The sequence below is a fragment of the Streptomyces sp. NPDC056486 genome (assembly GCF_042795295.1).
Taxonomy (GTDB): domain Bacteria; phylum Actinomycetota; class Actinomycetes; order Streptomycetales; family Streptomycetaceae; genus Streptomyces.
Genome location: NZ_JBHTSF010000052.1, coordinates 12,350 through 30,148 on the forward strand (window position 1 = coordinate 12,350; position 17,799 = coordinate 30,148).

Annotated in this window: 15 protein-coding genes; 7 read left to right on the forward strand and 8 right to left on the reverse strand. The window is 70.6% G+C overall.

Features of this window, described 5'->3' with window-relative positions; genetic code table 11:
• Nucleotides 1-8: 8 nt before the first annotated feature.
• Both ACFQ7F_RS21560 and ACFQ7F_RS21565 read left to right on the forward strand, forming a co-directional pair.
• Complete coding sequence (locus ACFQ7F_RS21560) at nucleotides 9-1,058, forward strand: LLM class F420-dependent oxidoreductase (protein WP_383272718.1); 1,050 nt, start codon at nucleotides 9-11, stop codon at nucleotides 1,056-1,058.
• Nucleotides 1,059-1,280: 222 nt separating this feature from the next.
• Nucleotides 1,281-2,069 (forward strand): ferritin-like domain-containing protein, encoded by a 789-nt coding sequence (locus ACFQ7F_RS21565; RefSeq protein WP_383272720.1) that lies wholly within the window; start codon nucleotides 1,281-1,283, stop codon nucleotides 2,067-2,069.
• A 19-nt stretch (nucleotides 2,070-2,088) separates the two neighbouring features.
• On the opposite strand, the gene corA is transcribed toward ACFQ7F_RS21565, so the two are convergent.
• Nucleotides 2,089-3,087 (reverse strand): magnesium/cobalt transporter CorA, encoded by a 999-nt coding sequence (corA, locus tag ACFQ7F_RS21570; RefSeq protein WP_383272778.1) that lies wholly within the window; start codon nucleotides 3,085-3,087, stop codon nucleotides 2,089-2,091.
• Nucleotides 3,088-3,149: 62 nt separating this feature from the next.
• Between corA and ACFQ7F_RS21575 the strand changes: the two genes are divergently transcribed.
• The 5 genes from ACFQ7F_RS21575 (at nucleotide 3,150) to ACFQ7F_RS21595 (ending at nucleotide 9,876) form a co-directional block, all read left to right on the forward strand.
• Nucleotides 3,150-3,836, forward strand: a complete 687-nt coding sequence (locus ACFQ7F_RS21575; RefSeq protein WP_383272722.1) for a histidine phosphatase family protein — start codon at nucleotides 3,150-3,152, stop codon at nucleotides 3,834-3,836.
• A gap of 81 nt (nucleotides 3,837-3,917) precedes the next feature.
• Complete coding sequence (locus ACFQ7F_RS21580; RefSeq protein WP_383272724.1) at nucleotides 3,918-4,508, forward strand: DUF3090 domain-containing protein; 591 nt, start codon at nucleotides 3,918-3,920, stop codon at nucleotides 4,506-4,508.
• Nucleotides 4,472-5,314 (forward strand): SCO1664 family protein, encoded by an 843-nt coding sequence (locus tag ACFQ7F_RS21585; RefSeq protein ID WP_383272726.1) that lies wholly within the window; start codon nucleotides 4,472-4,474, stop codon nucleotides 5,312-5,314. Before ACFQ7F_RS21580 ends, ACFQ7F_RS21585 begins: the two co-directional genes overlap by 37 nt.
• 159 nt (nucleotides 5,315-5,473) lie before the next feature.
• Nucleotides 5,474-6,703 carry a cysteine--1-D-myo-inosityl 2-amino-2-deoxy-alpha-D-glucopyranoside ligase gene (gene mshC / locus ACFQ7F_RS21590; protein ID WP_383272728.1) on the forward strand — a complete coding sequence of 410 codons (1,230 nt, stop codon included), beginning with the start codon at nucleotides 5,474-5,476 and terminating at the stop codon, nucleotides 6,701-6,703.
• Between the two features lie 113 nt (nucleotides 6,704-6,816).
• The gene (locus ACFQ7F_RS21595; protein ID WP_383272730.1) at nucleotides 6,817-9,876 is read left to right on the forward strand and encodes an NPCBM/NEW2 domain-containing protein; all 3,060 of its coding nucleotides are present in this window, start codon (nucleotides 6,817-6,819) and stop codon (nucleotides 9,874-9,876) included.
• Nucleotides 9,877-9,965: 89 nt separating this feature from the next.
• On the opposite strand, the gene ACFQ7F_RS21600 is transcribed toward ACFQ7F_RS21595, so the two are convergent.
• The 7 genes from ACFQ7F_RS21600 to ACFQ7F_RS21630 all read right to left on the reverse strand — a co-directional run bounded on the left by ACFQ7F_RS21600 (nucleotide 9,966) and on the right by ACFQ7F_RS21630 (nucleotide 17,769).
• Nucleotides 9,966-10,751 carry a hypothetical protein gene (locus tag ACFQ7F_RS21600; protein WP_383272732.1) on the reverse strand — a complete coding sequence of 262 codons (786 nt, stop codon included), beginning with the start codon at nucleotides 10,749-10,751 and terminating at the stop codon, nucleotides 9,966-9,968.
• 86 nt (nucleotides 10,752-10,837) lie between these two features.
• Nucleotides 10,838-12,649, reverse strand: coding sequence for a S8 family peptidase (locus ACFQ7F_RS21605; RefSeq protein WP_383272734.1), 1,812 nt, complete (start codon nucleotides 12,647-12,649; stop codon nucleotides 10,838-10,840).
• A gap of 260 nt (nucleotides 12,650-12,909) precedes the next feature.
• Nucleotides 12,910-13,950 carry a PAC2 family protein gene (locus ACFQ7F_RS21610; protein WP_383272736.1) on the reverse strand — a complete coding sequence of 347 codons (1,041 nt, stop codon included), beginning with the start codon at nucleotides 13,948-13,950 and terminating at the stop codon, nucleotides 12,910-12,912.
• 164 nt (nucleotides 13,951-14,114) lie between these two features.
• On the reverse strand, nucleotides 14,115-14,786 hold the full coding sequence (locus tag ACFQ7F_RS21615; protein WP_383272738.1) for a FadR/GntR family transcriptional regulator: 672 nt from the start codon (nucleotides 14,784-14,786) through the stop codon (nucleotides 14,115-14,117).
• A gap of 169 nt (nucleotides 14,787-14,955) precedes the next feature.
• Complete coding sequence (locus tag ACFQ7F_RS21620) at nucleotides 14,956-15,708, reverse strand: FAD-binding oxidoreductase (RefSeq protein WP_383272780.1); 753 nt, start codon at nucleotides 15,706-15,708, stop codon at nucleotides 14,956-14,958.
• Between the two features lie 16 nt (nucleotides 15,709-15,724).
• Nucleotides 15,725-16,336, reverse strand: a complete 612-nt coding sequence (locus ACFQ7F_RS21625) for a sulfite oxidase-like oxidoreductase (protein WP_383272782.1) — start codon at nucleotides 16,334-16,336, stop codon at nucleotides 15,725-15,727.
• A gap of 2 nt (nucleotides 16,337-16,338) precedes the next feature.
• Nucleotides 16,339-17,769 carry an amidohydrolase gene (locus ACFQ7F_RS21630; protein WP_383272740.1) on the reverse strand — a complete coding sequence of 477 codons (1,431 nt, stop codon included), beginning with the start codon at nucleotides 17,767-17,769 and terminating at the stop codon, nucleotides 16,339-16,341.
• Between the last annotated feature and the right edge of the window lie 30 nt (nucleotides 17,770-17,799).

Below are 17,799 nucleotides of genomic sequence, written 5' to 3' on the forward strand. Positions count from 1 at the left end.
ATTCGGCCATGCAGCTCGGGATCAACCTCGGCTACTGGGGCGCGGGGATGGACGCGGACAACCTCGCCGTCGCCAAGGAGGCGGACAAGCTCGGCTACGCGGTCTGCTGGGCCGCGGAGGCCTACGGCTCGGACGCCGCGACGGTGCTGTCCTGGGTGGCCGCGCAGACCGCACGCATCGACATCGGGTCCGCGATCTTCCAGATCCCGGCCCGGCAGCCCGCGATGACCGCCATGACGGCCGCCACGCTCGACTCGCTCTCCGGCGGGCGCTTCCGCCTGGGCCTCGGTGTCTCGGGGCCGCAGGTCTCCGAAGGCTGGTACGGCGTCAAGTTCGACAAGCCCCTTGCCCGCACCCGCGAGTACGTCGAGATCGTCCGCAAGGCGATGACGCGCGAGCGCCTCAGCTACGAGGGCGAGCACTGGACGCTTCCGCTGCCGGGCGGCCCGGGCAAGCCCATCAAGCTCACCGTCCACCCGCAGCGCGAGCACATCCCGCTGTACGTCGCCGCGATCGGCCCCAAGAATTTGGAGCAGACCGGCGAGATCGCCGACGGCGCCCTGCTGATCTTCCCCTCGGCCGAGCACCTGGAGGACACCGCGATCCGCCACCTGCGCGCGGGGCGCGAGAAGGCGGGCAAGACGATGGAGGGCTTCGACGTCGTCCCGACGGTGCCGCTCGCTGTGGGCGACGACGTCAGCGGCCTCGCGGACATGTTCCGCCCGTACACCGCCCTCTACGTGGGCGGCATGGGCAGCCGCAAGCAGAACTTCTACAACCAGCTCGCCCAGCGCATGGGCTATGAGAAGGAAGCGGCCGAGATCCAGGACAAGTACCTGTCCGGCGACAAGGAGGGCGCGGCGGCCGCGGTGCCGCACGAGCTGATCGACTCGACCACGCTGCTCGGCCCGGTGGATCGCATCGCGGAGCGGATGCAGGCCTACGCGGCTGCCGGGGTCACCACGCTCACACTGGCGCCGGCCGGCTTCACGCTGGAGGAGCGGATCACGGCCCTGCGTGCGGGTACGCAGGCGCTGGAGCGCGCTGGGCTCGCGTAACCCGGGGGAGAAGTTCTGCGGCCGTGGTGGGGGCTCGGGGGTCTTCCCCGCCACGGCCGTCACGCAGCACAACGCGCCGCGGCGCCCCTCGGTTACGGCTGCGTCCGGGGTCGGCTGTCCTTCGTTTGGCGGAGCTGTCCCTGTCACCTGTTGCCACACCCGCGCCACCGCATTTGACTTGTTCTTTACGGAGATCGCGTGGAGGGCATGGAGGTGCCAGTGATGCTTTCGGCCAGGGGTGTCTTCGAGGAGATCCTCGACAACGACGAGTCGTTCCGGCTCTTCTGTTCCGTCGCGGCCAGCGGGGAGTCGCAGGGGGGCTGGGAGAACGGGCGCATCGCGGCGCTCCTCCCCGAGAGCCAGCGTGTCCTCACCCCCAAAGTCGCCCGGCACGGCGCCGACGAGGACAAGCACGGACGGATCTTCCACGCCCTTCTCAAGAAGCGTGGCCTCGAGCCCGTCCCGGTCCCGCCCGAGACCGACTACACCATGCTCCTGGAGCGGCAGGGCATCGGCCTCGCGCACGAGAAGCTGCGCCGCGAAGAGCCGCTGACCGAGCGGGACGTCGTCGTCTACCTCTCGCACAGCCGCGTCACCGAACAGCGTGCCGCCGACCAGATGGACATGCTGGTCACGTACTTCGGTGACCACCCCGAGGTCGGCAAGGCGATGAGGATGATCTGCCACGACGAGGACAACCACCTCGCCTACTGCCACGAGGAGTTGCTCCGCCTGGCCGCCGCGGGACACGGGCGGACGATCCTGGACACCCTGCACGAGTGCGCCCGTGCCGAGACGCGTGTGTACCGCGACGTGAGCCTCGCCGTGATGAGCCACATGGGACGCATCCTGGGCTGGCCGAAGCCCAAGTCCGCGGCGCTCGCATCGGGTGTCCGCGCCGTCTACGCCTATGAAAGGTTCGGCGGCTGGCGGCGGATGGTGTCTCTGCAGCTGCCCCAGCGGCGCGACGCCCTCGGCGGGCCCGCAACCCCGGCCCCCGGGTTCGCCTGAGCGGGCACCGGACAGAGCGCTAGAGCCAGCCGCGGCGCTTGAACTGCCGGTAGAGGAAGAACTCGAGCGCGACCATCAGCAGGATCACGGCCGGGTAGGACCACACCCAGTGCAGCTCGGGCATGTGGTCGAAGTTCATGCCGTAGACCCCCGCGATCATCGTGGGGACCGCGGCCATGGCGGCCCACGCCGAGATCTTCCGCATGTCGTCGTTCTGCCGCACGCTCATCTGGGCCAGATGAGCGGAGAGGATGTCGGACACCAGGCGGTCTAGGTTGTCCACCCAGTCGTTCACGCGCGTCAGGTGATCGCTGACGTCCCGGAAGAAGGGCTGTGCCGCGCCCCTGACGAAGGGCACGTCGGGCGCGAAAGGGCCCGTTCCGGAGAGGCGCATCATGGGCATCGCCAACGGTCCCGTGGCCCGGCGGAACTCCACGATCTGGCGCTTGAACCGGTAGATCCTGGACGCCGTGTTGCGGCTGCCCCCGTTGTCGGGCGAGAAGACCTCCGCCTCCAGCTCCTCCAGGTCGGTCTGCAGCTCGCCCGCGACGTCCAGGTAATGATCGACCGTGGCGTCGGCGACCGCGTACAGAACGGATGTCGGGCCGTGCTTGAGCATCTCGGGCTCCGCCTCCAGACGATGGCGTACGACACCGAGAGGCGAACCCTCGCCGTGCCGGACCGTCACCACGAACGCGTCGCCGACGAAGACCATGACCTCGCCGGACGAGACGGCGTCGCTGTCCGCCTCGTACATCACGGGTTTCAGGACCACGAAAAGTGAGTCGTCGAACACTTCGAGCTTGGGCCGCTGGTGTGCCTTCAAGGCGTCCTCCACCGCCAGCGGATGCAGCCCGAACTCCCTGCTGACCTCTTCGAACTCTTCCTCCGTCGGTTCGTACAGGCCCACCCAGACGAACGCGTCACCCGCGCTGCGCGCTTCATCGAGGGCGTCGGAGAAGTCCGCCTCGCACTCGGTGCGGCGGCCTTCCCGGTACATCGCGCAGTCCACGATCACGGAGCGCATTCTTCCGAACCTCGGCGCGAGGCGCACCTCGTCGGCGGCTTAGGCTGGCCCGCATGCCCACGCTGATCCTCGTCCGGCACGGACGATCCACCGCCAACACCGCGGGCCTGCTCGCCGGGTGGACCCCCGGCGTGGCCCTGGACGAGCGCGGCGCCGCACAGGCCGCGGCGCTCCCCGGACGCCTCGCGGACCTGCCGCTCGCCGAAGTCGTCACCAGCCCGCTCCAGCGCTGTCAGGAGACCGTCGCACCGCTGCTCGCCGCAAGGCCGGGCCTGCGGGCGCACACCGAGGACCGCATCGGGGAGTGTGACTACGGAGACTGGTCGGGCCGCAAGCTGGCCGAGCTGTCCGACGAACCCCTGATGGAGGTCGTGCAGCAGCATCCGTCGGCGGCCGCCTTCCCGGGCGGCGAGTCCATGCGGGCCATGCAGACGCGGGCGGCCGAGTCGGTACGCGAGTGGAACGCGCGCGTGGAGCGCGAGCACGGCGCGGACGCCGTGTACCTGATGTGCTCGCACGGCGACATCATCAAGTCCCTCGTCGCGGACGCCATCGGACTGCACCTGGATCTCTTCCAGCGCATCTCCGTGGAGCCCTGTTCCGTCACCGCCATCCGCTTCACGCGCCTGCGGCCCTTCCTCGTACGCCTGGGGGACACCGGCGACTTCGGTTCGCTCGCGCCCCGCGTGGAGCCGCCCGGCAGCGACGCGGCGGTGGGTGGCGATGCGGGAGCACCGTGATCGTCGCCCGCAGTAGGGTGCAGTCGTCGCGCCGAACAGGCGCAAATGATCAATCGCAGTCGATCCCAATGGAGACAGGACGTGTCGCGTCAGGTGTTCCTCTACGACCCGCCGGAACGCTTCGTGGCCGGAACGGTCGGGCTCCCCGGCCGGCGTACCTTCTTCCTCCAGGCCTCCGCCGGAGTCCGGGTGACCAGTGTGTCCCTGGAGAAGACCCAGGTGGCCGCGCTCGCCGAACGCATGGAAGAGCTGCTCGACGAGGTGGTGCGCCGCAGCGGCGGCAATACCCCCGTGCCCGCCGTCGCTCCCACCGAGGTCGGTGACAGCGCGCCGCTCGACTCGCCCGTCGAGGAGGAGTTCCGCGTCGGCACGATGGCGCTCGCCTGGGACGGCGACGAGGAGCGGATGATCGTCGAGGCGCAGGCTCTGGTCGAGCTGGACGCCGAGTCGGACGAGGATCTCGCGGAGGCCGAGGAAAGGCTTCTGCAGGACGAGGAGAACGGGCCGCCGATGCTGCGCGTCCGGCTCACCGGGGCGCAGGCGCGCGCGTTCGCGAGGCGCGCCCTCGACGTCGTGAACGCGGGGCGGCCGCCGTGCCCGCTGTGCAGCCTCCCGCTCGACCCGGAAGGACATGTATGCCCGCGGCAGAACGGATACCGGCGGGGAGCGTGAGCTCCGTCGGCGTGGACGCGTCCGCCGGTGCCGTGGACCTGCTCACCCGGGGTGAGCTGACCGTGCGGGGGCGGATCCCCGGGGCCTCGAACGCGGTGCTCTACTGCTCCGTCTCGTACGAGGGCCGTGAGGCCGCCTGTGTCTACAAGCCGGTCGCCGGGGAGCGTCCCCTGTGGGATTTCCCCGACGGGACGCTCGCGCAGCGGGAGGTGGCCGCCTACGAGGTCTCCGAGGCGACGGGGTGGGGCCTTGTCCCGCCGACCGTGCTGCGGGACGGGCCGCACGGCGAGGGCATGTGCCAGCTGTGGATCGAGGGCTCGGCAGACGCGGAGCTCCTTGCCCTGGTCGAGGGCGATGAGCCGGCCGATGGCTGGAAGGCGATCGGCTTCGCGGACGTGGGCGAGGGGCGGACAGCGCTTCTGGTGCACGCGGACGACGAGCGGCTGCGGCGGCTCGCCGTGCTCGACGCCGTGATCAACAACGCGGACCGCAAGGGCGGTCATCTGCTGACCGACGCCGACCGTCTCTACGGGATCGACCACGGGGTCACTTTCAACGCCGAGGACAAGCTGCGGACGCTGCTGTGGGGGTGGGCGGGGGAACCGCTGACCTCCGAGGCGGTCGGGGTGCTCGAGTCCCTGCGGGACGCCCTTGACGGCGATGCGCCGCTCGGCCTCCGGCTGGGGGAGCTGATCACCGGGGCCGAGGTGGACGCGGTGCGCGCGCGGATCGCTGCGCTGCTGGCGAACGGGAAGCATCCCGTGCCCGGCGGGGAGTGGCCCGCGATTCCGTGGCCGCCGGTCTGAAAGGGCCTTCCGGTGCGGGCGGCTGCCGGGCAAACGGGTGCGTGGGCGGGAAAGAATCGGCGCGAAGCGGCGGTGTAGTTCCTGGCCCGAGGCCCTCCGCCCGGATAAACCTTGATCCCCCGCTCGTATACGGACGCTCCGTCCGGTTAGGCTCATGGCATGCATGCCTGGCCCGCTTCTGAGGTCCCCGTCCTGCCTGGCAAGGGCCGCGACCTCCGGATCCACGACACCGCGACCGATGGTCTTGTGACCCTTGACCCCGGTCCCGTCGCCCGTATCTACGTCTGCGGCATCACTCCGTACGACGCGACCCACATGGGTCACGCGGCGACCTACAACGCGTTCGACCTCGTGCAGCGCGTGTGGCTCGACACCAAGCGGCAGGTTCATTACGTCCAGAACGTCACCGACGTGGACGACCCGCTCCTGGAACGTGCCATCCGCGACGGAAAGGACTGGGTCGAGCTCGCCGAGGGCGAGACCGCCCTGTTCCGCGAGGACATGACCGCCCTGCGACTGCTCCCGCCGCAGGACTACATCGGAGCCGTCGAGGCGATACCCGGCATCGTGCCGCTCGTCGAACGCCTGAGGGACATGGGCGCCGCCTATGACCTGGAGGGCGACGTCTACTTCTCCGTCGAGTCCGACCCCCACTTCGGTGAGGTGTCCCGCCTCGACGTCGCCGCGATGAAGCTGCTCTCCGCGGAACGCGGCGGTGACCCGGACCGCCCGGGCAAGAAGAACCCGCTCGACCCGATGCTCTGGATGGCCGCCCGTGAGGGCGAGCCGAGCTGGGACGGCGCCTCGCTCGGCCGTGGCCGCCCCGGCTGGCACATCGAGTGTGTGGCCATCGCCCTCGACCACCTGGGCATGGGCTTCGACGTGCAGGGCGGCGGTTCCGACCTCGCCTTCCCGCACCACGAGATGGGCGCATCGCACGCGCAGGCACTCACCGGTGAGCACCCGTTCGCCAAGGCGTACGTCCACGCCGGCATGGTCGCCCTGGACGGCGCGAAGATGTCCAAGTCCAAGGGCAACCTCGTCTTCGTGTCGAAGCTGCGCCGGGACGGGACAGACCCGGCCGCCATCCGCCTCGCGCTGCTCGCGAACCACTACCGCGCGGACTGGGAGTGGACCGACGCCGTCCTGACCGAGGCCGAGGCGCGGCTCGGCCGGTGGCGTGCCGCCGTTTCGCGTCCCGACGGACCGTCCGCCGACGCCCTCGTCGAGGAGATCCGCGAAGCCCTGGCCAACGACCTGGACTCCCCGGCCGCGCTCGCCGCGGTCGACGCGTGGGCGGCCCGCCAGGCGGCTGAAGGCGGTACGGAAGAGGGCGCCCCCGGCGTCGTATCCCGCGCGGTCGACGCGCTGCTCGGCGTAGCTCTGTAGCCACCGGGCCGCCAAGTAGTCACCGGTCCACCGAATGGGCCGCTCCGGAAGTCCAGGAGCGGCCCATCAAAGTCCATGGCCCAAGCACCTGTTGAGGCGCTAGACCACCGGGCATGAGATCACCCACCCGCTTCAGACGGGCGGCCGTCGCCGCCCTGCTCGGTCTCCTCGCGGTGTTCGCCGGTCCCGGCGGCGGGGCCGCGCAGGCCGCCGACGATCCCGCGACCACGGTCGGGGACGTCACGGACTTCGCCGCCGACGGCTCCGTCTACCGGCTCACCGCGGGCAGGGCCCAGGCCCGCGTCAGTTTCGTATCGACGGAGACGTTCCGCCTCGAACTCGCCCCCGAGGGCGACTTCACCGACCCCACAGGCAAGGACATCGTCCTGCCGCAGGGCGCCCCGCCGCGCACCAAGTGGGCCGACAAGGGCGACCGCTACGAACTGAGCACGTCGAAGGTGACGCTGCGCGCCTACAAGTCGCCGCTCCGCTTCGCCCTCCACCGCGCCGACGGCACCCAGGTCTGGGCCGAGTCCAAGGGCCTGAGCTGGACGAAGGACGCCACCACACAGAGCCTGGCCCGCGGCGCCGAGGAGCAGTACTACGGCGCAGGGATGCAGAACGGCCGCGGCAACACCTCGCACCGCGGCAAGAAGGTCGAGGTGAGCGTCGACTACAACTGGGACGACGGCGGCCACCCCAACTCCGTCCCCTTCTACCTGTCCTCGAAGGGCTACGGCGTTTTCCGGAACACGTACGCGCCCAACACGTACGACTTCGCCGAACCGGTGACCGCCACCGCCAAGGAACAGCGCTTCGACGCCTACTACTTCGCGGGACGCGCCGACAAGGACGTCAAGGGAGTCATCGGCCAGTACACGAAGCTCACCGGGAAGCCGTTCCTGCCGCCCGTCTATGGGTTGGAGATCGGTGATGCCGACTGCTACCTCCACAACGCCAACCAGGGCGAGCGGCACACCCTGGACTCCCTGAAGATCGCGGACGAGTACAAGAAGCACGACATGCCGAACGGCTGGATGCTCGTCAACGACGGCTACGGCTGCGGCTACGAGGACCTCGCCGAGACAGCCGAGGGCCTCCAGGACCGCGACATGCAGCTCGGCCTCTGGACCGAGGACGGCATCGACAAGATCGCCGACCAGGTCAAGGCGGGCCAGCGCGTCGCCAAGCTCGATGTCGCCTGGGTCGGCGACGGCTACAAGAAGGCGCTCGACGGCTGCAAGGACGCGTACAAGGGCATCGAGGACAACAGTGACGCCCGCGGCTTCACCTGGGCCCCCGAGAGCTGGTCGGGCGCGCAGCGCTGCGGGGTGCAGTGGTCGGGTGACCAGAGCGGCAGCTGGGAGTACATCCGCTGGCAGATCCCGACGTACGCGGGCGCGACCATGTCAGGGATGGCCTATACGACCGGTGACGTGGACGGCATCTTCGGCGGCAGCGCCAAGACGTACGCGCGCGACCTTCAGTGGAAGTCGTTCCTGCCGGTCACGATGACGATGGACGGCTGGGCGGCCGACGACAAGCAGCCCTTCCGGTACGGGGAGCCGTACACCTCGATCAACCGCAAGTACCTGAAGCTGCACGAATCGCTGCTGCCCTACCTCTACTCGTACGGCCACCAGGCGACCAAGACCGGCGTCGGCGCCGTGCGCCCGCTGGCCCTCGAATACCCCGACGACCCGAAGGCCGCCACCGACGCCGCCAAGTACGAGTTCCTCACGGGCGAGGACTTCCTCGTCGCGCCCGTCTACAAGGACACGACCGTCCGCGACGGCATCTACCTCCCCAAGGGGACGTGGACCGACTACTGGAGCGGGCGCACGTACAAGGGGCCGACGACGGTCGACGGCTACAGCGCGCCCCTCGACACCCTGCCGCTCTTCGTCAAGGGCGGCGCCACCGTGCCGATGTGGCCCGGCGGCATCAGGTCGTACAAGGACAGGACCGCCACCTCGCCGCTGGCCTGGGACATCTACCCGCAGGGGAAGTCCTCCTTCGAGCTGTACGAGGACGACGGCGTGACCCGGCGGCACCGCGACGGCGAGTACGCCACCCAGCGTGCCGACGTCGAGGCGCCCCGCTCCGGGGCGGGCGACGTGCGCGTGCGGATCGGTGCGAGCAAGGGGCAGTTCAGCGGCAAGCAGATCAAGCGGCCGTACGCGTTCACGCTGCACACCGGGGACGCACCGAGCCGAGTGGAGCTCGGCGGCGACAAGCTGCCGCGGCTCGCTTCGAAGGAGGCGTACGAGAAGGCGGCGCAGGGCTGGTTCTACGACCGGGACGACCGGGGCGGTGTCGTCGAGGTGAAGACGGCGGCGCTCCGTACGGACCGGGCGTTCGATCTTGAGCTCGACGACACCAGCGCGGTGGGCGGCGCCGTGCCCGGCGCGAGCGCCGCGCTGAGCGCCCCCGCCGGACAGGAACTCGGCGCGGGAGCCGCGGGCAAGGTCGCCGTCGACGTCACGGCAGGGACGCGGGACGCCACCGGAGTCGACGTCACCCTGGACGTGCCGAAGGGCTGGACCGCGGGGAGTGTCCACGCCGACCGCGTCCCGGTGGGCAGCACGCGCCGCGTCGAGGTCGCCGTCACCCCGCCCAAGGACGCGGAGCCCGGCGAAGCGACGCTCACGGCGAAGGCACGGCACCGCTCGGCGGGCCAGGACCGCACCGCAACGCAGCGGATCGCGGTCGCCGTCATGCCTGAGGCGCCGACGGCCGACACCTGGGCGGGCGACATGGTGTGGCTCAAGTCGGCGAACGGCTATGGCCCCGCCGAACGCGACCGCAGCAACGGGGAGTCGGGCGCCGAGGACGGCCACCCGCTGACCCTCGCCGGAAAGACGTACGAGAAGGGCGTCGGCACCCACGCCGACTCCGCCATCGAGGTCTACACGGGCGGACAGTGCGCGAAATTCACCGCTGACGTGGGCATCGACGACGAGATCAACGGCTACGGAGAGGTGGCCTTCTCGGTCGAGGCCGACGGCAAGGTGCTGTGGACATCGCCCGAGCTGACGGGGGCATCGGCGACCGTGCCGGTGGATGTCGACGTGAGCGGGGCGCGGCACGTGGAGCTGAAGGTGACCGACACCAACGGCTCCAAGAGCGGGGATCACGGGGACTGGGCAGCGGCGAAGTTCAGCTGCGCGTAGGTCGGAGGCCGGCTGACGGATGGGAGCGCCGCCGGGCGGGAAGTGACTCCGCCCGGCGCCGCCGTCTTCTCACGTGACGGTGGTGACCGTCACTTGGTGACCACGATGGCCAGCAGGTACGCGGGGTTGTTGGTGTCGTAGTAGCCGATCACCCGCTGCCCGAAGGCGAACGCCTCCTGGACCTCGTCGTGCGTCTGCGGGTTGGGGTTGATGAACACCCGCCAGTCGTTGTCGACGAACAGATGGATGGTCGACGCCTGGCCGGGGAGGGGCTGGACGACGTCCCAGAACGACGTCGCGATGTTCGAGGCGACCGCCTGCGTGGAGATCTGGGGCGCCTGTGCCTGCGGGACGCTCTCCTGACCGATCTGCTGCTGGCTGCCGAACTGCTGGCCGCCGGACTGCTGCCCGCCGAATTGCTGGCCGCCGAGCTGCTGGAGCAGCTCCTGGTAGGGCTGCTGCTGGCCGAGCTGGTGCAGCTGCTGGTGGAGCTGCTCCTGGAGGTGCGGCGGGATCTGCTGCTGCATGCCCTGCATCCCCTGCGGGCCCTGGCCCTGGCCCTCCATTCCCTGCATGCCGCGCATGCCCTGCGGGCCGAACTGGCGCTGGCCGGATGACTGCTGGCCGAACGGCTGCTGCTGTTGCGAGCCGAACGGCTGCTGCTGCTGGCCGAACTGCTGCGGAGGCGCGGTGCTCGGGCCCTGCTGGCTCTGCGGCTGGCCCTGCTGCGGGCCGAACTGCTGCTGCCCGGGCTGCTGGCCGTACTGCTGCTGCCCGGAAGGCTGCTGGCCGAACTGCTGCTGGCCGTACTGCTGTTGCGGTCCGTACTGCTGGCCTTGCTGCTGCATCGGACTCATGTACGGGGTGGTGCTCATGCGGGTGCCACCTTCCCTCAGTGGTTGTGGTGCTTCAGCGATGAGCGTGGTGAATGAGCGTGTTGCTCCGGCGACGCGCGGGTGTCTCAGCCCGTGACGACCAGGCCGACGACCTCGTCGTCCGAGAACCAGACGCGTACGTCGGGGTGCCCGCCCGCGAAGGCGGCGTGCACCGCCTGGCGGATGTCGGGGGACGGATCGTTCAGGTTCCGCCACTCGCCGGCGACGAAGAGCCGCAGACGCGGCGGGAGTTCGCGGGGATAGGGGAGCAGCTCGTCCCAGTAGCGCTCGGCCTGGCCCGAGCCGACCGCGGACGGCAGCAGGTTCGTGACCGCCGACTTGATGTCGGGGCGGTTGCCGATCCGCTGCGAGGCGGGGCGGCCCGGTGCGTCCTGCTGTGGCGAGCCCGTCGAGCGCAGCATTGCACGCGCGCGCTCCGGCGTCATCAGCTGCTGGCCCGCGGCCTTCAGCATGCCCTGCAGACAGGCCAGGGCGCCGACGACGACCGGTGAGGCGGACGAGGTGCCGGAGAACGTGTCCGTGTACCAGGCGATCTCCTCCGCGCCGCCCTGCAGATCGCCCGGCTTGTTCCAGGAGCCGCCGGTCGTGGTGGTCTCACGGCCCCAGCCCTGCGCGTCCAGGCGGGCGCCGTAGTTGGAGAACCCCAGGCGCGAGCGGTCCGGGCCGTGATCACGGCCGTGTGTGCCGGGCGGCGGTGCGCCCGCGCCGACCAGGACGGCGCCGGAGGGCCGGTTGGAGGGGTTGAAGGGGTTGCGCCACGACTCGGGGAACTCATCGGGCCTGCGCTCGTACACCGCGTCGTCCAGGGACTCGGCGCCGTTGCCCGCCGCTGCGACGACGATGACGCCCTTCGCGCAGGCGTACCGGATCGCCGCGTAGTCGTCGGGCCACCACTCCAGGGCGATGTAGCCGCGCTGGTCGTCGCGCGGTTCGAAGTCGAACCGCGGTCCCGGCCTGTGCAGTTCGATCAGCACGATGTCGCCGGGGCCGAGCCGGTCCGCCGCCGCGTGGATCGTGGCCGCGGTGCCCAGGGGCTGGAAGGAGGCCGCCGCGGTGGTGGCCTCGGGTGCGATGCCGTTGATGCCCACGTAGTTGCGGTCGCCGCCTATCACGCCGATCACCGCGGTGCCGTGGTTGCGCCAGGCCACGTCCTGGATGGGGGTGCCGATGACCACGCCGGCGAGCTTGCCGGTCAGATCCTCGTGCCCCAGCTGCCAGGCGCCCTCGATGTCGATCACCGTGATGCCCTCGCCGGAGCCGCCGAGCCGCTGCCACGCCCAGTGCGCGTCGACACCCTCGGGCGCCGGGCGCAGATAGCCCTGGCGGCCGGTGAAGTCGGGGGTGACGGGGGTGCCTTCCTTGCGGCGTCCGGACTCGCCGATGCCGGTCTCGCCCATGCCAGGCGCCCCGGACTGGCCCGACCGGCTCCGGGACGCGTGCCGCGATCGATCGGGGCCGAGCGAAGCCGGTACGGCGCCAGGCTTGACGTACGCCGTGTCGATCCCCGGCAGCGCCGCCATCCGCGAGCGCAGCTCCTGCGCCCTGCTCTCGCCGCCGCGTACGCGGTAGAAGAGCGCCAGGTCCGGTACGTCGTCGCCGTCGGCGGTGTCCATGTGCTGCTGGACCGCGGACTGCACGCGCTCTTCGTTGCCGAACAGCGGTTCCAGGGCGAGCTGTTCATCGCTGAGGAACATGTTCAGGGCCGACACGTCAGAGTCCGCCGCCGAGCGGACGCCCTCGGTCACGGCACGCAGCCGGGCCTCGGGCCGTGCGACGACGATCAGCTCCTGCTCGGACGCCCGGTAGGTGAATCCCGCCCCGTCAGGTCCGGGGCCACTGGCTCCCGGGCCCCCTGCCGGCTCTACCTGGTCGGTCATCGCTTCACCGCTCCCTTCGGTCCTGCCGATGCCGTGCTGTGCGCTGTGGCCGCGCATTCCGGGGCACACCTTGCTACCGCCGGGCGCGGCCGTCCACCCCCTTTGCCCCAACTGCGTTTGAAATCAAGGGGATCGGGGAACCCCGTGCAATTCGTCCGGAAGGCGATGTCACGCCTCAATCCGGCCATGTCCCGGACGCAACGCAGTGGGGCGGCACCCTTTCGGATGCCGCCCCACATGGTGTTCCGCTCGTCGCTCTGTCAGTCCTCGGAGGAATCAGACGGTCCGGAATCGCCGCTGTTCTCCTCGTCCGACCCCGACCCCGACCCCGACCCCTGCTCCGGTTCGGGACGCGACTGCGGCTTCGGCGGTCGTGTGCGGTCACCGCCCTGGCTGTCGCGCAGATACGAGGCCGCGTCACCGCCCTCCGTGGCATGGCCGCCGGCCTGCGGCGGACCGCCGCCGTCGCGCCGCCGCAGATAACGCTCGAACTCCCGGGCGATCGCCTCACCGGTCGCCTCGGGCAGCTCGGCCGTGTCCCGTGCTTCCTCGAGGGACTGGACGTACTCGGCGACCTCGCTGTCCTCGGCCGCGAGCTGGTCCACGCCCACCTGCCAGGCACGCGCGTCCTCGGCTAGATCACCAAGGGGGATCCGCAGGCCGATGAGGTCTTCGAGGCGGTTCAGGAGCGCGAGCGTGGCCTTCGGGTTCGGCGGCTGCGACACGTAGTGCGGGACGGCCGCCCACAGGCTCACCGCCGGGACGCCCGCGTGCGTGCACGCCTCCTGGAGAATGCCGACGATGCCCGTCGGGCCTTCGTACTTCGTCTCTTCCAGGTCCATGGTGCGGGCCAGGTCCGGGTCGGAGGTGACGCCGCTGACCGGGACGGGCCGGGTGTGCGGGGTGTCGCCGAGCAGCGCACCCATGATCACCACCAGCTCCACGCCCAGCTCATGTGCGAAGCCGAGGATCTCGTTGCAGAACGACCGCCAGCGCATCGACGGCTCGATCCCGCGGACCAGCACGAGGTCGCGCGGCTTGTCACCGCCCACACGGACCACCGAGAGCCGGGTCGTCGGCCAGGTGATCTTGCGGACGCCGTCTTCCAGGAAGACCGTGGGGCGGTTGACCTGGAAGTCGTAGTAGTCCTCGGCGTCCAGCGCTGCGAAGACCTCGCCCTTCCACTCCTTGTCGAGATGCGCGACCGCGGTGGAGGCGGCGTCGCCGGCGTCGTTCCAGCCCTCGAACGCGGCCACCATGACCGGGTCGACCAGCTCGGGAACTCCCTCGAGCTCGATCACCCAGGCCTCCTTCCGACGTCCTTTATGTACGACCCAACCTTACGGCGTCCTGCGGGGCCCTCCGCAGCCCCCTTGCTTGCGCTTCAATGACCGGATCACTGCCCCGCGAGAGGCCCGCGCACTCCCTCTGCGGCCGTGCTTCGGAGGCCGTGCTTCACGGCGCCTCACAGCGTCGAGCGCAGCCACTGCTCCACGCTCGCGATGTGCACCGTCGCCCACGACCTGGCCGCTTCGGCGTCGCGGTCGCGCAGCGCGGTGAGGATCGCGCGGTGCTCGTGCAGCGTGCGGCTCACGGCGTCCTCCTGGGTGAGGCCGCGCCAGATGCGGGCCCGTGTGGTGGGTCCGGAGAGGCCGTCGAGGAGCGAGCAGAGCACCGAGTTGCCGGACGACTGCACGATGCCACGGTGGAACTCCAGGTCGCAGGCGACCAGTTCCTCCACCGAAGGCGCCGCCCCCAGGGCGTCCAACTGCGCCGTCAGTACGTCGAGTTCCGCCTCGGTGATGTGGACGCTGGCCATCGCCGTGGCGGCCGGCTCCAGGATGCGGCGCACCGCGAGGAACTCGAGGACCGTGTCGTCGCGGTGGAAGTCGACGACGAAACTCAGGGCTTCGAGAAGGAGCTGCGGGTCCAGGCTCGTGACGTACGTGCCGTCGCCCTGCCGTACGTCGAGGATGCGGATCAGTGAGAGGGCGCGCACCGCCTCGCGCAGTGAGTTACGTGAAAGGCCCAGGTCAGCGGCGAGTTCACTCTCTTTGGGCAGGCGGTCGCCGGGGCGCAGGGCGCCGGAGACGATCATGCCCTTGATCTTTTCGATGGCCTCGTCGGTGACAGCCATGGGACCTCGCCTCGCAAGCCAGAAGACATCCGATGTATCGGATGATTATGGCGTGCCCCTGGGCTGTTGTGTACCTGGATCCGGGCGAATATCCCCACGAGGTGGCCGTGGGGAACGTAATTCCCTCAGGGTGAGGTTTCCGTACCAGGAAAGCCCACCGCAGGCACTCCTACCCGAACCGCTCGATGCGGATCCGATCGACAGGCTGGCCCCCGGCCACCAGCAGGCGCGACGCATGCTCGGCGAAACCGTTCGACCCGCAGATGTACGCCTCCCAGCCCCCCTCGGGCTGAGCGGAGCCGAGCAGCGGCGCCAGGTGCTCGGCGCTCAGCCTGCCCTCCGTCCGTGTGAGGACGACCGTGGTCTCGTCGCCGTACTCATCCGGGTAGATCAGATCCTCACGCGTACGCGCCGAGACGAGAAGCCGCAGCGGCACCGGACGCCCGGCCCCCCGCCAATGCCGCAGCATCGACATCAGCGGGACCACACCGGAGCCTGCCCCCAGGAGCAGCGCGGGACGGTCACCGGGCCACGCGAAGAACCCGGACAGAGGGCCCCGCACCTCCACCACGTCGCCGACGCGGGCGACCGTGTGCAGATGCCCGGAGACCTCGCCCTGCGGAACGTGGTCCAGGGTCAGCTCGATCTCACCACCCTCACCCTCCTCCGGGGCAGACGCGATCGAGTAGTGGCGCTGGGCCACGTACCCGTCCGGGGCCGTCAGCCGCAGCATCAGATGCTGGCCCGGCAGATGCCCCTGCCAGTCGGGCACCTTCAGGCGGAAGCTCGACACCGTTCCGGCCGCGTTCTCGCGCCGGACGTCCACCACCACGGCCCGCTGCCACTCAGCCGCCGCACGATTGCTCACCGCGATCCGCCCGGGCACGGCGAAGCGCGTCGGGGGCACGAAGGGTTCGGACACAGTCTCCGCCACAGTCTCAGTCACCGGAGTAACGCTCCTCCCGCCAGGGATTTCCCCGGTGGTGATAGCCGTTCTGCTCCCAGAAACCCGGTTCGTCATGGTCCAGGAGCCGCAGTCCCGCGACCCACTTCGCGCTCTTCCAGAAGTACAGGTGGGGGACGATCAGGCGCGCCGGGCCGCCGTGCTCGGGAGGCAGCGGGCCGTCCCCGTACTCCCAGACGATCCACGCCTTCCCGCCCGTCACATCGGAGAGGGGGAGGCTCGTGGTGTAGCCCGTGTACGAGTAGGCGACGACGTGGGTGGCCTCGGGGCGCGGTCCCGCGGTGGCCAGGAACTCGTCCAGGCCGACCCCGCCGAAGCGCACCCCGAACTTGGACCAGCTGGTCACGCAGTGGATGTCGCCGCGGTACTCGGACGCGGGCAGCGCGTGCGCCTCGTCCCACGTCCAGGTGTGCGGGGAGGTGACCAGCCCGTCCACGCGGAACGTCCAGTCCGCGGGCGTGAGCTCGGGCGTCACCTCGGCGGACAGGACGGGCCAGCCGTCCGCCGCGTCGTACTGCCCGGGAGGCAGCCGCGGGTCACGGTCGGCGGCGCGGGCGCGGCCGGTGAAACCGCGGGTGGGTTCGATGGTCATACGGTGCTTGCCACTTCAGAGGTGCTTGCGGTGCTTGCGGGGTCTGAGGAGCCTGACGTGCTTGATTCCGCTTCGGAGGTGCTCGGGGCGGCCGCGGACGTCGCCGCGTCCTGGAGGGCTCGCAGCGCGCGCTGCTCGTCCACCGTCTCCAGCGTACGGTCCCGCATCAGGACACGACCGTCGACGACGGTGTCCCTGACGTCGGACGATGCCGCGGCGTACGCCAGCATCGACCACGGGTCGTGCCGCGGTGTGAGATGCGGCCGTGCGAGGTCGAGGACGATCAGGTCCGCGCGCTTGCCGGGCTCCAGGGAGCCCAGCTGGTCGCCGAGGCCAAGAGCCCGCGCGGATTCGATGGTCGCCATCCGTACGGCCTGCTCGGCGCCGACCGCCGTCGGGTCGCCGCCCGCCTTGTGCACAAGGGCCGCGAGCTTTACCGCGCCGAGCAGGTCGAGCGTGTTGGAACTCACCGCGCCGTCCGTGCCCAGGCCCACCGTGACGCCCGCGTCCAGCAGGTCGGGGACGCGCGCGATGCCGCAGCCCAGTTTCAGGTTCGACACCGGGCAGTGCGCGACGGCCGTGCCGGTGCGGGCGATGGTCTCGATCTCCCCGTCCGTGAGGTCGACGGCGTGCGCGAGGAGCGTGTCCGGGCCGAGCACGCCGAGCGAATCGAGCAGCTCCACCGGGCGCATGCCGTGCTGCTCTGTGACCATCTCCACCTCGCCCGCGTTCTCGGCGGCGTGGATGTGCAGCAGGGCGCCGTGCTCGCGGGCCAGCGCGCTGATCGCCGTCAGCTGCTCGGGACCGAGGGTGTACGCGGAGTGCGCGAAGAGGACCGGGCGTGTGCCCGGAGCCGGGGTACGGGCGGCCAGGTCCGCTGCCGCCCAGCCGAGCCGGTCGGCGTAGGCGCGGCCGTCCGGGGGGCCCGGCACGTCCATGAACGTGGGCCCCGTCAGGAGGCGCCATCCCGCGTCGCGGGCCACGGCCTCGGCCGCCTCGTGGAACCAGTACATGTCGAGCGCGGTGGTGACCCCGCCGCGTACGGACTCGGCGATCGCGCCCCGGATGCCCGCCGTCACCGTATGAGGGGAGAGCTGTTCCGCCTCCGCGGGGATCACGCGGGCCAGGAAGCCTTGGAGCGTGACGTCGTCGGCGATGCCGCGGAAGAGGGTCATCGCCAGGTGGGTGTGCGTGTTGATGAGGCCCGGCAGGACGAGACAGCCGCGGGCGTCGAGCTCGTCGGCGGCCTCGTAGGCGGCGCGCAGCCGATCGGCAGGGCCGACCTCGACGATCCGGCCGTCGCGCACGGCGACGGCACCGTCCTTCACGATCGTGCCGGACGCGTCGACGGTGAGGACGTCGCCGCCGTGGACCAGGAGATCTATGGAGCCGCCCCGGTCCTGGGCCGGCAGGTCAGTGGGGTGCATCGGTTCCGTTCTCCACAAGGTCGTGCGGGT